The following is a 17155-nucleotide window of genomic DNA, read 5'->3' as shown; positions in this document are numbered from 1 at the left end:
CCCGCCGGGGGCGACCGGCCGCACCACGCCGTTCGCCCCCGGCGTCTCCCGTCCGACGACCCGAGGGGGTAAGGTGGAACCCGTCAGAACGTGCATCGGTACTCGAGCGCGCGCTCCGCGATCCGCACTCGTGCGGGTCGTCGCCCGAAACGGACGTCTTGTGGTCGACCCGACCGCGACCCTTCCCGGGCGGGGTGCGTGGTTGACGCCGTCGATCGACGCGTTCGAGTCGGCAGTGAAGCGCAGGGCCTTCCGCCGTGCACTCCGCCTCGACTCCGAACCCGATGTCGACGAGCTCCGCGCCTACTTCACGCGGATCGCCCCTTCACGACCCATCGCCACGACAGAACAGGCTGAACGGCACATGGACAACTAATGAGCAATCACTAATGAGCGGCTCGAAATGAGACCCGTCCAGAACTGAAGGCTCTTCCCGTCTCGGGGAGGGCCCGAGACAGGAGAACTGTGGCTAAACCACGCGTACACGAGATCGCCAGCGAGCTGGGGATCGACAGCAAGACAGCACTAGAGAAGCTCAAGGAGATGGGCGAGTTCGTTAAGGGACCGTCCTCCAGCGTCGAGCCTCCCGTGGCTCGCAAGCTGCGCCAGGCCTTCGCCGGCGCGGCGAAGCCGTCGGCCGCTCCCGCGGCCGCCACGGCCAGCGCGCCCAAGGCGACGTCGTCGGCACCGAAGCCCGGCGGACCCCGCCCGGCCGCCCCCAAGCCCCCCGTCGCCGAGCCGACCCCCGCACCCGCGGCGGCCGAGCCCGACGTCGACGCAGCACCGGCACCCGTCGCGCCCCTGACGGTCGCCGAGCGCCAGGCCCAGGCCGAGGCGCAGCGTGCCGCCGCCGCGGCCGCCGCCAAGGACGAGACCGCGGCCCCTGCAGCCGAGGACGTCACGCCCGGCGCCGCCGGTCCCAAGCCCGGTGGCCCGCGCCCCGGCGCTCCCCGCCCCGGCAACAACCCCTTCGCCAGCAACCAGGGAATGGGTCGCCCCAGCGCGCCCCGTCCCGGCGGCTCCGGAGCCTCGAGCAGCATGCCCCGCCCCGGTGGAGCAGCCGGACCTCGTCCCCAGGCTCCTCGTCCCGGTGCGCCCCGTCCGGGCGCTCCGCGTCCCGGCGTCGGCGCCGGTCCCCGTCCCAACGGCTTCGGCCAGCGTCCCGCCGGTGCCGGCGCTCGTCCCGGCGGTGCCGGTGGCGGGTTCCAGCGTCCCGGCGGCGGTGGCGCTCCCGGTGCCGCCGGCGGATTCCGCCCCGGTTTCGGCGGCCCTCGTCCTGCGGGCGGCGGTGGCGGCCGTGGTCGTGGCCCCGGCGGCGGTACTGCCGGCGCCTTCGGTCGCGGTGGCGGCAAGAGCAAGGCACGCAAGTCGAAGCGGACGAAGAGGGCCGAGTTCGAGATGCGCTCCGCCCCGTCATTGGGTGGCGTCAGCGTCCCCCGCGGCGACGGCAGCACGATCGTCCGTCTGCGACGCGGCGCGTCCATCAGCGACTTCGCCGACAAGATCGACGCCAGCCCCGGCAACCTGGTGACCGTCCTCTTCCACCTCGGTGAGATGGCGACGGCGACGGAGTCCCTCGACGAGGCCACCTTCCAGGTCCTCGGCGAGGAGCTCGGTTACAACATCCAGGTCGTCTCGCCCGAGGACGAGGACAAGGAGCTCCTCGAGGGCTTCGACATCGACCTCGAGCAGGAGCTCGAGGACGAGGACGAGTCGGTCCTGCAGATCCGTCCCCCCGTCGTCACCGTCATGGGTCACGTCGACCACGGAAAGACGCGCCTGCTCGACGCGATCCGCAACGCGAACGTGGTCGCCGGCGAAGCCGGTGGCATCACGCAGCACATCGGCGCGTACCAGGTGTGGGCACCGCACGAGGGCGTCGAGCGCGCCATCACCTTCATCGACACCCCGGGTCACGAGGCGTTCACCGCCATGCGCGCCCGTGGTGCCCAGGTCACCGACATCGCGATCCTCGTGGTCGCGGCCGACGACGGCATCATGCCGCAGACGGTCGAGGCCCTGAACCACGCCCAGGCGGCCAACGTGCCGATCGTGGTCGCGGTCAACAAGATCGACAAGGAGGGCGCCAACCCGGCGAAGGTGCGCCAGCAGCTCACCGAGTACGGCCTCGTCGCCGAGGAGTACGGCGGAGACGTCATGTTCGTCGACGTCTCGGCTCGCGACAACAAGAACATCGACGCGCTCCTCGAAGCGGTGCTGCTGACGGCCGACGCCGGGCTCGACCTCCGGGCGAACCCCGACAAGGACGCCCGTGGTGTCGCCATCGAGGCGCGACTCGACAAGGGTCGCGGTGCCGTCGCCACGGTGCTCATCCAGTCCGGAACCCTCCGGGTCGGAGACGCCATCGTCGCGGGCACGGCCTACGGCCGCGTGCGCGCCATGATGGACGAGAACGGCGACGCCGTCCTCGAGGCCTACCCCAGCCGTCCCGTGCTGGTCCAGGGCCTGTCGAGCGTCCCCCGCGCCGGCGACACCTTCCTCGTCACCGAGGAGGACCGCACGGCTCGTCAGATCGCGGAGAAGCGCGAGGCCGTCGAGCGCAACGCGTCGCTGGCGAAGTCGCGCAAGCGCATCTCGCTCGAGGACTTCACCCGTGCGCTCGAAGAGGGCAAGGTCGAAGCGCTCAACCTCATCATCAAGGGAGACGTGTCGGGTGCCGTCGAGGCGCTCGAGGAGTCGCTCCTCAAGATCGAGGTGGACGACAGCGTCCAGCTGCGCATCATCCACCGCGGTGTGGGTGCCGTCACCGAGAGCGACGTCAACCTGGCGACGGTCGACAACGCGATCATCATCGGGTTCAACGTGCGTCCCGACACGAAGGCGCGCGAACGCGCGGCTCGTGAGGGCGTCGACATCCGCTTCTACTCGGTGATCTACTCGGCGCTCGAGGACATCGAGAACTCGCTCAAGGGCATGCTCAAGCCCGAGTTCGAGGAGAAGCAGTCCGGTGTCGCCGAGATCCGCGAGATCTTCCGCTCGTCGAAGGTCGGCAACATCGCCGGTGTCATCGTGCGATCGGGGACGATCACGCGGAACGCCCGGGCCCGGGTCATCCGCGAGGGCGTCGTCGTCGGCGACAACCTGGCGATCGACTCGCTGCGTCGCTTCAAGGACGACGTCACCGAGGTCCGCACGGACTTCGAGGCCGGTATCGGTCTCGGCAAGTTCAACGACATCCAGATCGGCGACGAGATCGAGACCATCGAGATGGTCGAGAAGCCGCGGGTCTGACCCTCGGCGTCATCGCAGCACACGAGGCCCCGCTCCGACTACGGTCGGGGCGGGGCCTCACCCTCTCGCCACGGCGGCGAACAGCACGAAGGAGCTCACCATGGTTGACGCACAACGCGCCCGCAAGATGGCCGACCGGATCAAGGAGATCGTCGCGAGACGCCTCGACCGCGGCATCAAGGACCCGCGTCTCGGGTTCGTCACGATCACCGACGTCAAGGTGACGGGCGACCTGCAGCACGCCTCCATCTTCTACACGGTCTACGGCACCGACGAGGAGCGCCGCGACACCGGCGCGGCCCTGAAGTCCGCGACCGGCATGCTGCGCAGCGAGGTCGGCAAGAACATCACCGCACGCCTCACGCCGAGCCTCGAGTTCATCCTCGACGCCCTGCCCGAGAACGCGGCCTCGATCGACCGTCTCCTGCAGGAGGCGCGCCAGCGCGACCACGAGAGCCAGACCATGGCCTCGTCGGCCGAGTACGCCGGTGATGCCGATCCGTACGTCAAGCCGCGGGAGTTCGGCGACGACGTCGACGAGGACGACGACCTCGACGACGACCTGGCACTCGACGACGAGCTCGAGGCTCCCGTCTCGGGCGAGTCCACCGAGCCCGACGGCTCGACCCGCTGACCCCGCGCCCCGGTCAGTCGGGGAGCGTGTAGCCCTCGTCGGGCGATCCCGTGGCGAGACCGTCGCGGATCAGTCCGGCGAGGGCTCTGTCGCGCTGCGCCGCATCGGTCCAGACCCGCTCGATCTCGGCGCTCGTGACCGGGATGTCGCTGGCCCGGAGCTCGGCCATGATGAGCCCTCTGACCTGACGGTCGGAGCCCTCGAACCTCGGCTGGACCCGGAGGCGCGGGCCGACGTGGGCAGGACGGCCGGCGGCGACCCAGGCGCACTGCTCGAGCAGCGGGCAGCTGTCGCACAGCGGTGCCCGGGCGGTGCAGACCAGGGCGCCCAGCTCCATGACCCCCGCGTTCGTCACCCGCGCCTCCTCGTCGTCCGCGGGGAGCTGCGACTCCATCAGCGGGAGGTCGCGCGTCGCCCGGGGGGCCCAGGGCTCGGCGACCCCCTCGACGGCTCGAGCGAGGACCCGTCGGACGTTCGTGTCCACCACGGGGTGTCGGTGCCCGTAGGCGAACACCGCCACGGCGCGGGCGGTGTAGTCGCCCACACCGGGCAGCGCGAGGAGCGATGGCACGTCCTCCGGGACGACGCCGCCGTGCCGGTCGGTGATGGCGACGGCCGCGGCGTGCAGGGCGAGCGCCCGACGGGGGTAGCCGAGCCGCTCCCAGGCCCGGACGGCGTCGGAGGCGGGCGACGCCGCGAGGTCCGGCGGGGTGGGCCAGCGTTCGAGCCACTGCTCGAGACGCGGCACCACACGCACGACGGGCGTCTGCTGCAGCATGATCTCGCTGACCAGGGTGCCCCAGGCGGGGAATCCCGGCCGCCGCCAGGGGAGGTCTCTGCCGTTCTCTCGGAACCAGGCGTTCACGGCGGGGGAGATGCTCACCGCAGAAGCCTAGACGGCGCACGACGGGGTCCGGCGGGATGTCGGAGGCGCGGCGTAGCGTGTGCGCATGACCACCAGATGGGCCCCCGCCAAGAAAGACACGCTGCGCGAGCTGGCGACCGAGATCCTGCACAACTACGGGCGCGGTCGCGTCGTCGTGGCCGTCGACGGCGACGGGTCCTCCGGTCGCGCGGCCTTCGCCGACGACCTCGCCGAGGCCGTGCGCGAGACCGGGCACGCGGCGTTCCGGGCATCGACCGCGTCGTTCTCGAAGCGCGCCGACGGGTCGGGGCCGGAGTCCGACCCCGAGCTCGACGAGAGCCTGTTCCGTCGGGTCCTCATCGAGCCCTTCCGCCTCGGCGGCAGCACCGGGTGGGTCGAGCGGGCCTACGACGCCGCCGCCGATCGCCCCGTCGAATCGGCCTGGGTCACCGGACCCGCCGACGCGCTCCTCCTGGTCGACGGCGCGCAGCTGTCGCGACCGGGCCTCTCCGGCCTCTGGCACTACCGGGTCTGGGTCACGGACGACGACGCCAGGGTCGACGCTCGCGCCAAGGCCTCGGCCGTGGTCGACAACTCCGACCCCGAGCACCCGCGTCGCCGATTCGACGACGCATGCTGAGCGCCGCCCGCGTCGGCCCGGCCGCGACCTGCGCTAACGTCGTCGGGTGAACAGCGGCATCCTCCTCGTCGACAAGCCGCAGGGCATCACCAGCCACGACGTCGTGGCCCGGGTGCGTCGAGCCGCCGGAACCCGCAAGGTGGGCCACGCCGGCACGCTCGACCCCCTGGCGACCGGGCTGCTCGTCCTGGGTCTCAACTCGTCGACCAGACTCCTCACCTTCCTCGTCGGGCTCGACAAGGGCTACGACGCGACCATCCGGCTCGGGGCATCGACGACGACCGACGACAGCGAGGGCGAGATCGTCACGCGCGCGTCGGCCGCGGGCGTCACCGACGAGGCCGTCGACGCCGGGATCGCTCGCCTGAGCGGACCGATCAGTCAGGTGCCGACGACGGTGAGCGCCATCAAGGTCGACGGACGCCGTGCCTACGATCTCGCGCGCGAGGGCGTCGAGGTCGAGCTGAAGGCCCGCGACGTCACGATCTCCGAGTTCACCGTGCTCGAGCGTCGCGAGTCGACGGTCGACGGGCTGGTGGTTCGAGACCTCGACGTCAGGGTGTCGTGCAGCTCGGGCACGTACGTGCGCGCGCTGGCCCGCGACCTCGGTTCGGACCTCGGCGTCGGGGGGCATCTGACGGCCCTGCGTCGGACGAGAGTGGGTCCGTTCGACGTGACCCGTGCCTCCGTCCTCGAGGGCATCGACGTCGCGCCGGCGCTGCTGGCGCCGGTGGACGTCGCCGAGCGGCTGTTCCCGATCTGGCGGATGACGGCCGACGAGGCCACCGACCTCGGTCACGGCAAGCGCGTGGCGGTCGGGTTCGACGACACCGACGGACCGATCGCGGCGGTCACGCCGGCTCGCGCCCTCGCCGGTCTCGTGTCGGTCCGTGGCGGCGGAGCGAAGCCCATCGTGAACTTCCCGACCGACGAGGTCGCCTCGTGATCGAGTGGTTCACCTGGCTCCAGGTCGTCGTCGCCTGCGTCGCCGGGCTGGTCTGTCTGTTCGCCGGGTTCGCCGGCAAGCTCCCGAACGACGTCACGGTGGGGGCGACGGCGGTCGTGCTCGTCCTGCTGCTGGCCCAGCTGGTGGTGGCGATCGTCACGCCGTTCGTCGGGAACGATCCGACCGGCAACGTGGTCGAGTTCTACATCTACCTGGTGTCGGCGATCCTGCTCCCGCCGCTGGCCGTGGTCTGGGCGCTCGTCGACCGGTCCCGCTGGAGCAACGTGGTGCTCGCCGCGGCCGTCTTCGCCGTCGCGGTGATGGTCTACCGCATGCTGCAGATCTGGACGGTCCAGACCGCATGAGCCCCGAGGTCCTCGAACGGTCGGACGTCCTCGACCCGGGGCCATATCCTTGGTCGTGATGGTCACTCAGAAGTCAACGCGTGCGGTCGGTGTCGGCCGCGTCCTCATCGCCGTCTACGCCGTGCTCGCCCTGGCCGCGACCGGCCGGTCGGTGTTCCAGATCCTCGAGCAGTTCTCCGAGGCGCCGCTGGCGTACACGCTGAGCGCCCTGGCGGCCGTGGTCTACATCGTCGCCACCGTCTCGCTCATCACGCGGGGCACGACGTCGTACGCCGTCGCGTGGGCCACGATCTCGTTCGAGCTCGCCGGGGTGCTGATCGTGGGGCTGCTGACCACCCTCGACCCCGCTCTGTTCCCCGACGACACGGTGTGGTCGTTCTTCGGCCGGGGCTACGGTTTCGTCCCTCTGGTCCTGCCGGTGCTCGGCATGGTCTGGCTCGCCCGTGCGCGACCCCGGGCGAGCGGCGACCCCGCCGGGCAGGCCGCAGCGGGGGCGCCCGAGGCGTCCGACGAGGCCCGGTGACCCTCTGATGCAGTTCTGGGACACCCTCGCCGACGTGCCCGCCGACTTCGGGCCGAGTGCGGTGACCATCGGCAAGTTCGACGGCGTGCACGTCGGCCATCGTGCGGTCATCGACCTGCTCGAGGAGGTCGCCGTCGCCGAGGGGCTCACCGCGACCGTCGTGACCTTCGACCGTCACCCGCTCGCCGTCCTCCAGCCCGACCGGGTGCCCACGGCGCTCGTCAGCAACCGCCAGAAGCGGGAGCTGCTCGATCAGGCGGGTGTCGCCGCGACCCTCATGCTCACCTTCGACGACGAGCTGCGGACCCTCAGCCCCACCGACTTCGTCGACCGCATCCTGGTCGGCGCGCTGCATGCCCGGGTCGTCTTCGTCGGCGACGACTTCCGCTTCGGCGTGCGGGGCAGCGGCACCGTCGCGACGCTCCGCGAGCTGAGCGCGTCACGGGGGTTCCGCGTGGTCTCGATCGACGACGTGCGCCCCGGGGGCGACCGCCGCGCCTCCTCGACCTGGATCCGGGAGCTGCTCGGCTCCGGCCGCGTCCGCGAGGCCGCCGCTCTGCTCGGACGCGAGTCCGCCGTCCGGGGCGTGGTCGTCCACGGCGAGCAGCGAGGTCGCGAGCTCGGCTTCCCCACGGCGAACCTGGCCCCGCACAGCGAGGGGTTCGTCCCGGCGGACGGCGTCTACGCCGCCCGCGTGCTCGTCGACGACGTCGTGTACCCCGCCGCGGTCTCCGTCGGCAACAACCCGACCTTCGACGGGGTGCCGGCCAAGCAGGTCGAGGCGCACCTCCTCGACGTCACCCTCGATCTCTACGGGCGCGAGGTGACCGTCCTGTTCGTCGACTGGGTGCGGGGCAACGTGCGGTTCGAGGGCCTCGAGGCCCTGATCGAGCACATCGCCGCCGACGTGCGTCGGACGCGGGAGATCCTCGGAGTCCCTGCGCCCCGGTGAAGCCGGGCGGCCTCGTGCCGCCGCCCCGACGGACGGCGGCCCCGTCGTGCCGCGACGTCGCCGTGCTGGCTCCCGATCGCGGGGCGTACGGTGGCCCGATGCCTCAGCACACCGACCAGGGCGGCGACCACCGCGCCGCCTCCGCCCCCCACGCATCCGGCTCCGCGGAGTCGTCGGCGTCGTCCGGGACCGACGCGGCCGGGCTCGACGACGCCGTGGCGCGCCGCCGCATCCTCGTGACGGGAGCCACCGGCTACATCGGCGGTCGTCTGGCTCCGCGCCTGGTGCAGGCCGGCGCGGACGTCCGGGTCCTGGTCCGTTCGCCCGAGAAGCTCGCGGACGTGCCCTGGGCGGCCGACGTGGAGGTGCTGCGCGGCGACCTCACCGACCCCGCGACGGTCGGCCCGGCGATGGAGGGCGTGGACGTCGTCTACTACCTCGCGCACGCGATGGGCGGCCGAGGGGACTTCGAGAGGGCCGAGGCCGATGCGGCGCACACCGTCGCCGACGCCGCCGCGGCGGCCGGGGTGAAGCGGATCGTGTACCTGGGCGGGCTGCATCCCGACGGCGAGCTGTCGAAGCACCTGCAGTCGCGCAAGGACGTCGGAGACGTCCTGCTGGCCAGCGGCGTCCCGACCGTCGCGCTCCAGGCCGGCGTCGTGATCGGCTCGGGCTCGGCGTCGTTCGAGATGATCCGTCATCTGACCGACGTGCTGCCGTACATGCCCGCACCGAAGTGGGTCCGCAACCGCATCCAGCCGATCGCGGTCCGCGACGTCCTCCACTACCTCCTCGGCGCCGCCGACGTGCCGGCCGACGTCAACCGCACCTTCGACATCGGCGGACCCGACGTGCTGCGGTACGGGCAGATGATGAACGGCTACGCGCTCGAGGCGGGGCTCAAGCAGCGGCCCATCGCGTCGCTGCCCGTCTTCACGCCGTGGCTGGCGTCGCAGTGGGTCAACCTGGTGACTCCCGTGCCCCGTGCCCTCGCGGTGCCGATCATCGCCTCGCTCCAGTACGACTGCGTCGTCCACGAGCACGACATCGACGAGTACGTCGCCCCACCGGCCGAGGGGCTGCTGCGCTACCGCACGGCCGTGCGACTGGCCCTCCAGCGCGAGAAGGACGGCGACGTCGAGACGAGCTGGCAGGACTCCTCGGTCTCGGGAGCCCCCAGCGACCTGCTGCCGAGCGACCCCGACTGGTCCGGGCACACCGTGTACACGGACGACCGCGAGACCGACACCACCGCGCCTCCGTCGGAGCTCTGGAAGGTGGTGGAGAGCATCGGGGGAGAGAACGGCTGGTACTCGTTCCCCCTGGCCTGGGCGGCGCGCGGGTGGATGGACCGTCTCGTCGGGGGAGTGGGCCTGCGCCGCGGCCGACGGAGCCAGACGACGCTGCGCGTCGGCGACGCCCTCGACTGGTGGCGGGTCGAGAAGATCGAGCACGGGTCGCTGCTCCGCCTGCGGGCGGAGATGAAGGTCCCGGGAGGCGCGTGGCTCGAGATGACCGTCGCCCCCGGCGACGACGGCGGCTCGCACTACCGCCAGCGCGCGGTCTTCTTCCCGCAGGGACTCGGCGGCCGGCTCTACTGGTTCGCGATCCTGCCGTTCCACGGAGTCATCTTCTCGGGGATGCTGAAACGCATCACCGCGACCGCCGAGCGCGATGCGGCGCAGCGTGCCGCGGCACCCGGCCGGCCCGCCGCGGTCGCGACGGACGCATCGTGACGGTCCCGCGCCTCCGTGGCGCTTCCCAGCGGTTGCTGACAGCATGGGCCATCAAGGCATTTCACAGGGAGGTCGAACATGTCGAACGGTGACAGGCTGGTATTCGTCGGGGACGACAGCACTCGGGCAGGGGACTGGGGCACCTGGTTCCCCGACGACGACGTCGTCAACCTCGGAGTGGACGGCGAGACGACGGCCACGCTGGCCGAGCGCATCGACCAGGTCGTCGCCGCGCGGCCCGACTCGGTCGTGCTGTCGATCGGCACGAACGACTTCACCGGGCGGCGCTCGGTCGAGCAGGTCGTGCGCGGCGTCGAGTCCCTGCTCGTGTCGATGCGCCGGGAGCTGCCCGGCACCCGCCTGCTCCTCCAGTCGATCCTGCCGCGGGGCGCCGAGTTCGCACCGCGCATCCGCGATGCCAACCGGCACCTCCGCCAGTTCTCGTCGACGGTGCGGGCTCAGTACCTCGATCTGTGGCCCGCTCTCGCCGACGAGTCGGGTGACGCCATCCGTCCCGAGTACTCCACGGACGGTCTGCACCTGACGAGCGCCGGATACGACGCCTGGGTCGCCGAGATCGGTCCGGGCCTCGAACGTCTCCGCGACGAGCCGCCGATGAGCCGGCCGCTGAGCGTCATCAACCTGCCGTACGACATCGACTAGCGCCGGGGTCCCGTCCCCGCCGATCGACGGGACGTCCACGTCGGGCGGGTGCCCGTCGGCGCGAGCCCTCGGGAGGGCCCGTCGTCGTGGGCTGGGACGGGCGGCTAGGCTCGGCGGACACCGCCGATCCCCGAGGCGGTCGAACGAGAGGTCGTCGTCGTGCCCACCCCCACCGCACCCGCGTTCACCCGTCCCGCGCTGGCCCCCGGCCTGCTGGGGGCGGTGGCGTTGATCGTCGGCGTGGTCCTGATCGACTCCGGGCTCTTCGTCGGGTTCCGGTACGTCGTCTCCATCCTCGCGCTGATCATGCTCGTCTTCGCCGTCCGGGGCCGCACCTGGTGGGTCCTGCCCCTGCTGGCCGCCGTGGCCGTCGTCTGGAACCCCGTCGTCGTCATCCCGCTGAGCGGGCAGCCCTGGGCGGTGCTCCAGTTCGTGGCGGCGGGCGTCTTCATCGCGGCGGGTATCGTCGTGAAGGTCCCCACGGAGGATCCGGCGGCTGCCGGGCGGGCGACCGCGCGTCGCTGACCCGCTCGCACCGCGCCTCCTGGGCGGTGGCTCCACGGACCCGGTCCGCTACCGCTAAAATCAAGTGTTCCCCAGTGTGCGAGCGCCTACCCGAGGCCGGCACGGAAGGTTGAGTCTGAATGGTCACCGAGATCACCGGTACGACGGAGAGTCCGCTGCTGACCCCTCGTCCTCGATCCGGTGGTGTCGATCGCGACGACGTCGTGCTCCGCAAGGGGCAGTTCACTCTGCTCAACGGGCACCTGACGCCGCAGCAGTCGATGATCGAAGACCTCCTCTATCTCCGTCGTGTCCTCGACGAAGCCGAGATCCCGTACCTGCTGGTGCGGGGCAACGACATCCGTCCGGTGATCGCCGTCGACGTCGTGCATCGTGCCGACTTCGTGGCCGCCATGGTCGCCGCATCGGCCACCGAGCCGTTCTACGCGAAGGCCCGGAAGGGTCGCGCCGTCCTGGTCGTCGAGGGCGGGCTCGACCCCGAGAACGAACGCATCTTCAAGATCTACCGCCCGAGGGTCGAGCCGATCGGTCGCCTCCGCTACGGCGCCGGTACGGCCGTGCAGGTCGAGTTCTGGATCGTCACCGACGACGAGATCCTCGCACCGACCGAGAACGCCCTGATGCGGACGGCTCTGCCCCGAGACGAAGCCGTCGAGAGCACCGTCGAGCGCTTCGGGCTCGAGTGGCCGACCCTGGCCCACATGTTCGACGACCACGCGACCGACATCACCTTCGACATCGACCTGATCTTCTCGTGGGTGGACGGCAACTCGGTCGAGTACCAGCGCGCCCGGGCCGCTCAGGCCAAACGGCACGTCGTGGGCGAGGGCGACGACGCCCCGGCCCGGTTCCGCCAGATCGACGAGCTCAAGTACGCTCTGCGGTCGGTCTACATGTTCGCGCCGTGGGTGCGCAACATCTACATCGCGACGGATTCGCCCGTGCCCGAGTGGCTCGGCGACCACCCGCGGGTGCGCGTGGTCCGCAGCGAGGAGTTCTTCTCCGACCTGTCGTTCCTGCCGACGCACAACTCGCAGGCGGTCGAGTCGCAGCTGCACCACATCGAGGGTCTGAGCGAGCACTTCCTGTACTCCAACGACGACATGTTCTTCGGTCGTCCGGTGGCTCCGTCGATGTTCTTCTCGCCCGGATCGGTGACGAAGTTCATCGAGGCGGACACCCGCATCGGCCTCGGACTGAACAACCCCGACCGCAGCGGGTTCGAGAACGCCGCGCGGGTCAACCGCCGTCTGCTGCAGCAGCGCTTCGGCCGCGTCACGACCAGGCACCTCGAGCACACGGCGGCGCCGCTCCGACGCAGCGTCATGTTCGAGATGGAGCACGAGTTCGCCGACGAGTTCTCGGCGACCGCGGCGAGCCCGTTCCGGGCCAAGGAGAACATCTCCGTCACCAACTCGCTGTACCACTACTACGCCCTGATGACCGGTCGGGCGATCGTGCAGGAGAACGCCCGGGTCAGCTACGTGGACACGACCATGGTGTCCGGGCTGGCGTCGTTGTCCGAGCTGCTCAAGAAGCGGTCGTACGACTTCTTCTGCCTCAACGACGGGAGCTTCCCCGAGGTGAGCGACGAGGAGCGCACCGCGACGGTCACCGACTTCCTCGAGCGCTACTACCCCTTCCCGGCACCGTGGGAGCGCGCCGAGATGGACCGCGTCGCCCGCGAGAGCGCCGAGCAGGATCGCCGGTCGCTTCGTGCCGGAGGGTCGCAGGGTTCGCTCGAGTCCTGATGCCGCCGGCGTGACGCGTCGTGTCGGCTGCTGTCACGCGGGTCCGACGCCGAACCGTGCGGCGGTCTCGTGTGAGAGCGCCGCGTCGAGTCGGCCCCTCATCTCCGGGCTCATCTCGGGGAGTGCGCCGACCGGGAACCACCTGGCCTCGGTGTTCTCACCGTCCGCCGGGAACGGCTCACCCGACCGGTAGCCCATCACGAAGGTGTGATCGAGGTAGCGAGCGCGATCGCCGTTGCCGTAGACGATCTCATCGGTGACCCCGACGGCGGCCAGCCGCTCGGCGGTGACCTCCAGGCCGGCCTCCTCGAGCGTCTCGCGGACGGCGGCGTCCGCCGGGTTCTCTCCGGGGTCGACGATGCCCGTGACCGGGGTCCACGCCCCGGTGTCGGAACGGCGGACCAGCAGGACGTCGTCGCCTCGCGCGACGACGGCGGTGACTCCGGCGAGCCAGAGCTGCTCGTGACCGATCTTCTCTCGGAGGGACAGGACGAATTCGGGCGTCGACATGACGCACACCCTAGCGAGAGGGGCCGACGTAGGCTGATCGGATGCGATTCCCCTGGTCCCTGCGCGGTGCCGACGTCGAGCACATCGGCGACATGGCCGCCGAGTCGGCGTTGCTGGCGGGTGGCGGACGGGCGATCCTCCTCCAGCTCGCGGACCCCGGCGTCGGGCACGGCGTCGCCCGCCACAGCGACTTCGCCCTGCGACCCCTCTCGCGGCTGCACGGCACGATGACCTACCTCTACGCGATCGTCTTCGGCTCACCGGAGGAGCGGGTGTTCGTCCGCCGCTCCGTCGGGCGAGCCCACCGACCCGTTCACGACGACGGCACCACCGACGGCGTCCCGTACGACGCCTTCGACCCCGACCTGCAGCTCTGGGTGGCCGCCACGCTCTACGACTCGGCGATGACGATCTTCGAGCGCGTCTACGGGCCCCTCGACGACGACGCGGCCGAGACGGTCTACCAGGAGTACGCGGTCGTGGGGACGGCTCTGCAGATGCCCCGCGAACGCTGGCCCGCCGACCGTGCGGCGTTCCGGGCGTACTGGGACGCGTCGATCGACGCGCTGTCCGTCGACGACGTGACGCGCGGTGTGGCCTCGAGGCTGCTGCATCCGGTGGCGGGGCCCCGGTGGCTGCGAGGGGTCATGCCGCTCGCCCGTCTCGTCACGAGCGGATCATTGCCGCCTGCGGTGCGCGAGCAGTTCGCCTTGCCGTGGGGCGTCCGTGAGCAACGCCGCTACGACCGGGTCATGGGCGTCGCCTCCGCCGTCCTGCCCCACCTCCCTCGCCGCGTGCGGCAGGTGCTGTGCGACGGCTATCTCCGCCGCCTGAGGGCATCCATGCGCCGTGCCGCAGGCTCGGCGGCCTGACGCGACCGCAGGGTCCGCGCCGCCGTGGGGCGCCCCTGACTCGAGTCCGACGCCCCGTGTCCCGGCGGGTACGGCGTCGGCAACTCCTCACGCGTGACACGCGCTCGGCGCCGACTCGCGTGTTCTCGGACGCCGGGATGCAGGGCGCGGCAGCAGGCAGGAATTGCCGACGTGCGGACGGGGCGCACAGGGTCGCACATCGTCGGCGTTCGTCGTACGCGGTCCCCCTGCCCTCGGCCGGCGGCTTCCGGCAGCGGCCGTCGGGAACTCCGCACTGCTGCACCACGCGCAGCCGGTCGCCCCGTCAGGACAGGGCCGTCCGAGCGCGGCGGAGCAGCAGGCAGGAGTTGCCGACGGATGGGGACCGCGTCGGGCGCGACCGCCTAGAGGGTGTCGATGGGGCCGGTGAGGGCGAAGTCCTGTTGCACCGGAAGCGGCAGAGGAGCCGTGTCGGTGGCCCGGTGGCGGGGTGCGGCTGGCGCGATCCTCACGCCGGCGAGGGCGAGCCGCTCGGCCACGGCGTCCGAGGAGACCGGTTCGCCGACGGTCGCGTACGTGCCGATCGGGACCACCGAGTGGACGACCGAACCCTCGTACACGTGCACGAGGTTGAAGGACTGCGCGCCGTCCCGCCCCCGGGTTCCACCGCCGGCGGTGTTGAGGTCCTGGGTGTAGCAGGTGGCGGACGCGACGGACACGGGCACCCCGGCGAACACGGTGTTCGTCGAGTAGTGCAGGTGCCCGGCGATGATCGACCGGACGTCGCTGCCCTCGATGACCTCGGCGAGCGAGGCCTGATCGCGCAGCTCGACGAGCGCCGTCAGGTCCTGGACGCTGGGGACGGGCGGGTGGTGCATGGCGATGATGGTGCCGTCGGGCGCGTCGGTGCTGAGCTCCTCGGCCAGCCAGTCGAGCTGGTCGCTGGAGAGCTCGCCGTAGTGGTGCCCGGGCACGGTGGTGTCGAGCGTGATGATCCGGAGTCCGTCGACGTCGTAGACGAGGTCGACGGGACGCTGCGACGGCAGCTGTCCGAACAGCTGCTCGCGGAAGGCCCCGCGCTCGTCGTGGTTGCCCATGGCCCAGATGACCTGGGCGCCGAGGCGGGCGGCCACCGGCTCCACGAGCTCGCGGAGCTTCCGGTACGCGTCCGGCTCGCCCTTGTCGGCGAGGTCGCCCGTGAAGACGATCGCCTCGGGGCGTCCGCCCGAGGCCTCGATCTCGGTGACGATCTGACGGAGGCGGGCCTCGCTGTCGACCGCCCCGTAGAGCTCGCCGTCACCGCCGATCAGGTGCGTGTCGCTGAGGTGCAGGATGAAATGGTTCGGCCTGGGGTGTTCGGCCGTCCGGAGATCCATGGTTCTCTCATTCGATGTCGCCGACGCGGGCTCGGGATGAGACCCTCGTAATTGATTCGTCACCCAGTCCATCACCCGATTGCTCGGAATGCGGTGAACGTGCGTGCGCGTTTCGGTGAACGGTCGGCGAACTCATCGCATTCCGGATCGCTCGGTCCGGCGCAATGCCGTCCACGACCCCGCGACCCCCGGGAGGCGCGGGTCGCGAGGTCGGACGCGTCACGATCGGACGTGGCTCGGGCGGGGTCCGGTCAGGGCTTCAGCACGACCTTGATGCAGCCGTCTTCCTTGTTCTTGAAGACGTCGTACATCTCGGCGGCCTGCGAGAGCGGGACGGGATGCGTGACGAGGTCCTCCGTGCCCAGGGGGTCGGACGGGTCCTCGACGAGGGGCATGAGCGTGTCCATCCATTTCTGGACGTTGCACTGGCCCATCTTGATGGTGATCTGCTTGTCGAACAGGGTCAGGAACGGCGTCGGGTCCGCCGTGCCGCCGTAGACCCCGCTGAGCGAGACCGTGCCGCCTCGACGGACGATCTCGAAGGCGAGGTGCATGGCGCCGAGGCTGTCGATCCCGGCCTTCTGCATGACGGCCTGGCCGATCGAGTCGGGCAGGGCCGCGGCGAACTTCTGCACGAGGCCGATGCCGGCGTGCTCGTGGGCCTCCATGCCGACGGCGTCGACGACGGAGTCGGGGCCGCGGCCGTCGGTCATGCCCTTGACGACGTCGGCGACGTCCTTCGTGAGGTCGAGCACCTCGACGCCGTGACGCTCGGCCATGGCGCGACGCTCGGGCACCGGGTCGATGCCGATGACGCGGTAGCCGCGGTGCCTCCCGATGCGGGAGGCGAACTGGCCGACGGGTCCGAGCCCGAGCACGACGAGGGTGCCGCCGTCGGGGACCTGCGCGTACTCGACGCCCTGCCACGCGGTGGGCAGGATGTCGCTGAGGAACAGGTAGCGCTCGTCGGGGAGCTCGCTGCCGACCTTGACCAGGTTGAAGTCGGCCCGCGCGATGCGCAACTGCTCGGCCTGTCCGCCGGGCACCTGGCCGTAGAGCTTGCTGAAGCCGTAGAGGGTCGCACCCGAGTCGTACTCGGTGACCTGGGTGGTCTCGCACTGGGAGAACAGACCGCGGGTGCACATGAAGCACTCGCCGCAGGCGATGACGAACGGGACGACGACGCGGTCGCCGACGGCGATGCGCGTGACGTCCGACCCGACGTGGGTGACGACTCCCATGGTCTCGTGCCCGAGGACGTCGCCCTTGTCGAGGAACGCGCCCAGGGCGTCGTACAGGTGCAGGTCGCTGCCGCAGATCGCTGCGGACGTCACCTTGATGACGGCGTCGGTGGAATCGATGATCTGGGCGTCGGGGACGTCTTCGACGGAGACGTTGGTGACGGACTGGTACGTGAGAGCCTTCATCGTCCCGGTCTACGCGGTGACCCGCCGTGCCCCCTGAGAGGGGTACAGGCGGCCGGGTCGAAGGGGACGAACGAGCCACGGGGCGGTCGGACATGGTCCGACCGCCCCGTGGCGGGTGATGCTCGCTCGACTACGCCGT

The 17155-nt window shown here is 71.1% G+C and carries 17 protein-coding genes; 13 read left to right on the top strand and 4 right to left on the bottom strand.

Annotation, left to right across the window (positions count from 1 at the left end):
* The first annotated feature begins 73 nt into the window (after positions 1-73).
* The 3 genes from FFA01_RS14760 (at position 74) to rbfA (ending at position 3886) form a co-directional block, all read left to right on the top strand.
* Positions 74-376 (top strand): YlxR family protein, encoded by a 303-nt coding sequence (locus FFA01_RS14760; RefSeq protein WP_146856950.1) that lies wholly within the window; start codon positions 74-76, stop codon positions 374-376.
* Positions 377-465: 89 nt separating this feature from the next.
* A complete protein-coding gene (infB, locus tag FFA01_RS14755; RefSeq protein WP_146856948.1) occupies positions 466-3252 on the top strand; it encodes a translation initiation factor IF-2 in 2787 nt (928 codons plus the stop codon).
* Positions 3253-3352: 100 nt separating this feature from the next.
* The gene (gene rbfA, locus FFA01_RS14750) at positions 3353-3886 is read left to right on the top strand and encodes a 30S ribosome-binding factor RbfA (protein WP_146856947.1); all 534 of its coding nucleotides are present in this window, start codon (positions 3353-3355) and stop codon (positions 3884-3886) included.
* A gap of 13 nt (positions 3887-3899) precedes the next feature.
* Here rbfA and FFA01_RS14745 read toward each other — a convergent pair whose 3' ends face one another.
* Complete coding sequence (locus FFA01_RS14745) at positions 3900-4769, bottom strand: HhH-GPD family protein (RefSeq protein ID WP_244289884.1); 870 nt, start codon at positions 4767-4769, stop codon at positions 3900-3902.
* 67 nt (positions 4770-4836) lie between these two features.
* Here FFA01_RS14745 and FFA01_RS14740 point away from each other — a divergent pair, with 67 nt between their 5' ends.
* From FFA01_RS14740 to FFA01_RS14700, 9 genes are all read left to right on the top strand, one after another.
* On the top strand, positions 4837-5391 hold the full coding sequence (locus FFA01_RS14740) for a nucleoside/nucleotide kinase family protein (RefSeq protein WP_146856946.1): 555 nt from the start codon (positions 4837-4839) through the stop codon (positions 5389-5391).
* 46 nt (positions 5392-5437) lie between these two features.
* Positions 5438-6337, top strand: a complete 900-nt coding sequence (gene truB / locus FFA01_RS14735; RefSeq protein ID WP_146856945.1) for a tRNA pseudouridine(55) synthase TruB — start codon at positions 5438-5440, stop codon at positions 6335-6337.
* A complete protein-coding gene (locus FFA01_RS14730) occupies positions 6334-6702 on the top strand; it encodes a hypothetical protein (RefSeq protein WP_146856944.1) in 369 nt (122 codons plus the stop codon). Before truB ends, FFA01_RS14730 begins: the two co-directional genes overlap by 4 nt.
* Positions 6703-6760: 58 nt before the next feature.
* A complete protein-coding gene (locus FFA01_RS14725; RefSeq protein WP_244289883.1) occupies positions 6761-7225 on the top strand; it encodes a hypothetical protein in 465 nt (154 codons plus the stop codon).
* A gap of 7 nt (positions 7226-7232) precedes the next feature.
* Positions 7233-8177 (top strand): bifunctional riboflavin kinase/FAD synthetase, encoded by a 945-nt coding sequence (locus tag FFA01_RS14720; RefSeq protein WP_146856943.1) that lies wholly within the window; start codon positions 7233-7235, stop codon positions 8175-8177.
* A gap of 98 nt (positions 8178-8275) precedes the next feature.
* A complete protein-coding gene (locus FFA01_RS14715; protein WP_146856942.1) occupies positions 8276-9913 on the top strand; it encodes an SDR family oxidoreductase in 1638 nt (545 codons plus the stop codon).
* Between the two features lie 78 nt (positions 9914-9991).
* Positions 9992-10576, top strand: a complete 585-nt coding sequence (locus FFA01_RS14710) for a GDSL-type esterase/lipase family protein (RefSeq protein WP_146856941.1) — start codon at positions 9992-9994, stop codon at positions 10574-10576.
* Positions 10577-10735: 159 nt separating this feature from the next.
* Positions 10736-11101, top strand: a complete 366-nt coding sequence (locus FFA01_RS14705; protein WP_244289882.1) for a DUF6804 family protein — start codon at positions 10736-10738, stop codon at positions 11099-11101.
* 119 nt (positions 11102-11220) lie between these two features.
* Entirely contained in the window at positions 11221-12852 is a 1632-nt protein-coding gene (locus FFA01_RS14700) for a stealth family protein (protein WP_146856939.1), read from the top strand.
* A gap of 33 nt (positions 12853-12885) precedes the next feature.
* On the opposite strand, the gene FFA01_RS14695 is transcribed toward FFA01_RS14700, so the two are convergent.
* Positions 12886-13362: an NUDIX hydrolase gene (locus FFA01_RS14695; RefSeq protein WP_146856938.1), complete on the bottom strand. Its 477-nt coding sequence runs from the start codon at positions 13360-13362 to the stop codon at positions 12886-12888.
* A gap of 41 nt (positions 13363-13403) precedes the next feature.
* Here FFA01_RS14695 and FFA01_RS14690 point away from each other — a divergent pair, with 41 nt between their 5' ends.
* On the top strand, positions 13404-14234 hold the full coding sequence (locus FFA01_RS14690) for an oxygenase MpaB family protein (protein WP_146856937.1): 831 nt from the start codon (positions 13404-13406) through the stop codon (positions 14232-14234).
* A gap of 383 nt (positions 14235-14617) precedes the next feature.
* Here the strand turns inward: FFA01_RS14690 and FFA01_RS14685 are convergent, their stop codons facing one another.
* Positions 14618-15589 carry a phosphodiesterase gene (locus FFA01_RS14685; protein WP_146856936.1) on the bottom strand — a complete coding sequence of 324 codons (972 nt, stop codon included), beginning with the start codon at positions 15587-15589 and terminating at the stop codon, positions 14618-14620.
* Between the two features lie 251 nt (positions 15590-15840).
* A complete protein-coding gene (locus FFA01_RS14680) occupies positions 15841-17016 on the bottom strand; it encodes an alcohol dehydrogenase catalytic domain-containing protein (protein ID WP_146856935.1) in 1176 nt (391 codons plus the stop codon).
* Positions 17017-17155 lie beyond the last annotated feature (139 nt).

Source organism: Frigoribacterium faeni, assembly GCF_007988805.1.
Classification (GTDB): Bacteria; Actinomycetota; Actinomycetes; order Actinomycetales; family Microbacteriaceae; genus Frigoribacterium; species Frigoribacterium faeni.
This window is presented reverse-complemented; position numbering and strand designations above follow the sequence as displayed.